General features: G+C 67.8%; 1 protein-coding gene and 1 pseudogene. Both read left to right on the top strand.

Annotated elements, in window-relative coordinates; genetic code table 11:
* Window positions 1–720, top strand: a pseudogene (locus tag ACWFR4_RS48235) (hypothetical protein); the annotation flags it as partial.
* Between the two features lie 767 nt (window positions 721–1,487).
* Window positions 1,488–2,903 carry a hypothetical protein gene (locus ACWFR4_RS48230; protein ID WP_453658281.1) on the top strand — a complete coding sequence of 472 codons (1,416 nt, stop codon included), beginning with the start codon at window positions 1,488–1,490 and terminating at the stop codon, window positions 2,901–2,903.
* The last annotated feature ends 53 nt before the right edge of the window (window positions 2,904–2,956 follow it).

Genomic DNA, 2,956 nt, shown 5'->3' with positions numbered 1-2,956 from the left:
CCGTACGACAACGCCACGGAGGAAGCCCTCATCGGCGACTGGAACCAGCTCGCCGCCTGCGGCCCCGAACTCCCGGAGGCGGCTGAGCGGGCCCAGGACGTCCTGGAACTGCTCACCGCCCGCGTCACCGGCGACGAAGACCACGCCTGGATGGTCGCCGCGGCGCAGCACGCCGCACAGGTCTACGCCAGCGTCATCCGCGCTCAGCCGCTCCTGGCCTCCCTCGCCGCAGTGATCCCCAGCCGGGACCAACCCGACGCCGAAGGCGACCAGGCACGCCTGGTCGAGCTCGACCATCAAGGCCACCTCACCGCCGCAGCCACCGCGGCCGCCCGGGTCCGGGCTGTGCAGGAATGGGCCAACCCAGATCCCGTTGCCGCACTGGAAGGGGTCAACCCAGATACCGCTCCCGCACCGGACCGGACGAGAACAGTAGAAGCGGCTGCTCCCGGGACGCGCACTCTGCTCCACCTGAACGAGACGCTTGCCGCGCTCGATCCGGACGGCCCGTCCGCCTTCACCGCACTGGACCCGCAGCGTGTCGCCCAGATCGTCGAGGCGATCGGCCAACTGTCGACCAAGATGAGCACGATCCTGCGCACGGCCAGCAGTTTGCCCGCGACGACAGGGGAGCGGCCCACCCCTCAACGCCCTCAGCACCAGCATCCGCCCAACCCTGGCCAGAGCCCCGGCGGCAGCACGCCCAGAGCCGCGCCCTAAACGGCTGATTGACTCACCAGGTCTGCCCAGCGGTGGAGTGAGGCGATGCGCTTCTGTCCGCCTGGATGGCCCGCGAGCAGGTCCGCCGCCACCAGCGCAAGACGGTTGGCCGCGGCTGCGGACGGGCCGGAGGTTCGTGCCAGCAGGCCTGGGTCGGTCCGCGGGTCCGTGAACTCGGGCCAGCCAGTCCGGGAAGACGGTGAGGGTGGCGATGCCCTCACCGCGAAGGGCGTCGCGGACGGCGGCGAGGTGGTGCTGCTCGTGGTCGAGGTAGTCGTCGATGCGAGCGATCGCCAGCGCGATGGGGATGGTGCTGAGGCCGCGGGGATGGGCCTGCAGAAACCACACCGCCTCGGCAGAGTTGGTGGGCAGGATGGTCTCTCCGGTGGACATGACCTCTTGCATGCGGCCCGCATGCCGCGTATACGGCATGGTCCGGGGAGCGGCGGCTGGGCTCCAGTACGCGCCGCGGAACAAAGCGCTGCCACAGCCAAGATATTGCCCTCAATGCAAGTGGGTTGCACTGAGGGCAATTTATTCGCTAGGGTCGCCGCATGCTCAAAACTCTGGAGACATCACAGAGCACCCTGGAGATCCTGCGAGGATCTGTAGAGGCCCTGCTCACTGTCGCCGGCCAGAAGCAGAACCAACTGGCCGACGGCATCGGCCTACCCACCTACGCCGTCAGCCGCCGCCAGTCCGGCCGCTCGCCTTGGACCTTCGACGAAGCGGACGCCATCGCCCGGCACTTCGGCATCTCGACCCTCATGCTGATCGCGGGAGCGGAGACCGCCTGCGAGGCGTACGCCAGCAGCCGGGGAAGCACGGTGACGGAGCTTGTCGCCGCCCCCAAGAAGACGCCCAGCGCCACCGAGTCCGCGCCGACTTCATCCGAGCCGACTGAGCAGCCCGAGCCGCAGAGCAGCGAGCCCGCCCCCTCCGCGGCCGACGACATCACCGCACTGCCCACCGCGGAGCCCTGTGTGTTGTGCGGACTCCCCGCCACCACCACGCTCGAAGGATTTCCGCAGCACGTCTCAGCCGACGACTGCGAAGCGGCGAGGGCGGCCGCTCAGGCGCAGACGCCGTCGGCGGAAGGGCCGGCGAGCTCCAAGTCCAGCATCCCGGAGACACCCCCGCGGTCGCGCAGTTTCCGAGCCGGGCGACCCGACAGGCCGCGACAGGCACGCAGCGACACCAAGGATGCGGGCGTGGCATTCCTGCGCAAAAACATCGAGAACGCCCTACAGGAGCGCAATGGTGACATCGAGGCGGCGCAAGCTTTCCTGATCCGCAAAGCGATCCCCCACGCGATGGAGCTACTCGACATCACCCGTCGAGGCGCCCGTTACGACGTGGTGGCCTACCCTTCCGCGCCAGACATCCTCAGGAAGCCGTCCGACAGCAAGCCCGATCAGATCTGGGAAGCGCGCCCAAAGTGGAGCCGAGCATGGGAGACGCTGCCGCCCGGCACCCACACCGTCGACGAGCTGGACATGAATGGCGCCTTCCTGAGTGCCCTCAAAACGCACCTCCCGCTCGGTGAGCTTGTCCACAGCGAAGGTCCTATCGACACCATCAAGCTAAGGCGGTCCGGCTTCCACCTCGTCACGCCGGGGGAGTGGAGGCACCCACATCTGCCAAACCCGCTGGGCGCGCGCGATGAGGAGGGCCCGCTGTGGATCGGAGAACCCACCCTGCGTCAGCTGAACCGAGCGGCCTCCGAGAAGTACGGTCAGCTGTGCGCCCCTCCGGAGATTCACGAGTCCTGGACGAGCGGAAGCACCGAACACCTCCTGGAATACGTGCGCGTTGCCCTCACCGAGGTGCGGGCCGAGGCGATCGCCACCGACGACAAACTGGCCGAGGAGTACATCAAGCAGATGTACTCGAAACTGGTGTCGACCATGGGCGACTCGAACTTCAACGGCGACCTGCACCGGCCCGACTGGATGCACATCATCCGCTCAGCCGCGTTCTCCAACCTCTGGGAGAAAGCGTTCAAGGCACACGCCGCCGGGCTGCACGTCGTTAGGGTCAGTGGCACCGACGAGCTCCACGTGATCGGTGACTGGCGCGCGGTCGTCACGGCGACGGGCCGTCACGTCTTCCCCGAAGGACGAGGCGTGACAGAGGTCAAGCTCAAGAACCAGCGGACGATCACGATCGGCTCGGAGGCGTAACGATGCCCGGTAGGAATATCGACTTCGGACAGTACGGTGCGACCGGCGTGCGC

The sequence above is a fragment of the Streptomyces sp. NPDC055140 genome, assembly GCF_053607285.1.
The sequence above is the reverse complement of the archived record's forward strand: the minus strand, read 5'-3'. Positions and strand labels throughout refer to the sequence as shown.

Coding starts and splice junctions, on each gene's coding strand:
- ACWFR4_RS48230 (WP_453658281.1), top strand. CDS start 1,488: ATGCTGATCGCGGGAGCGGAGACCGCCTGCGAGGCGTACGCCAGCAGC.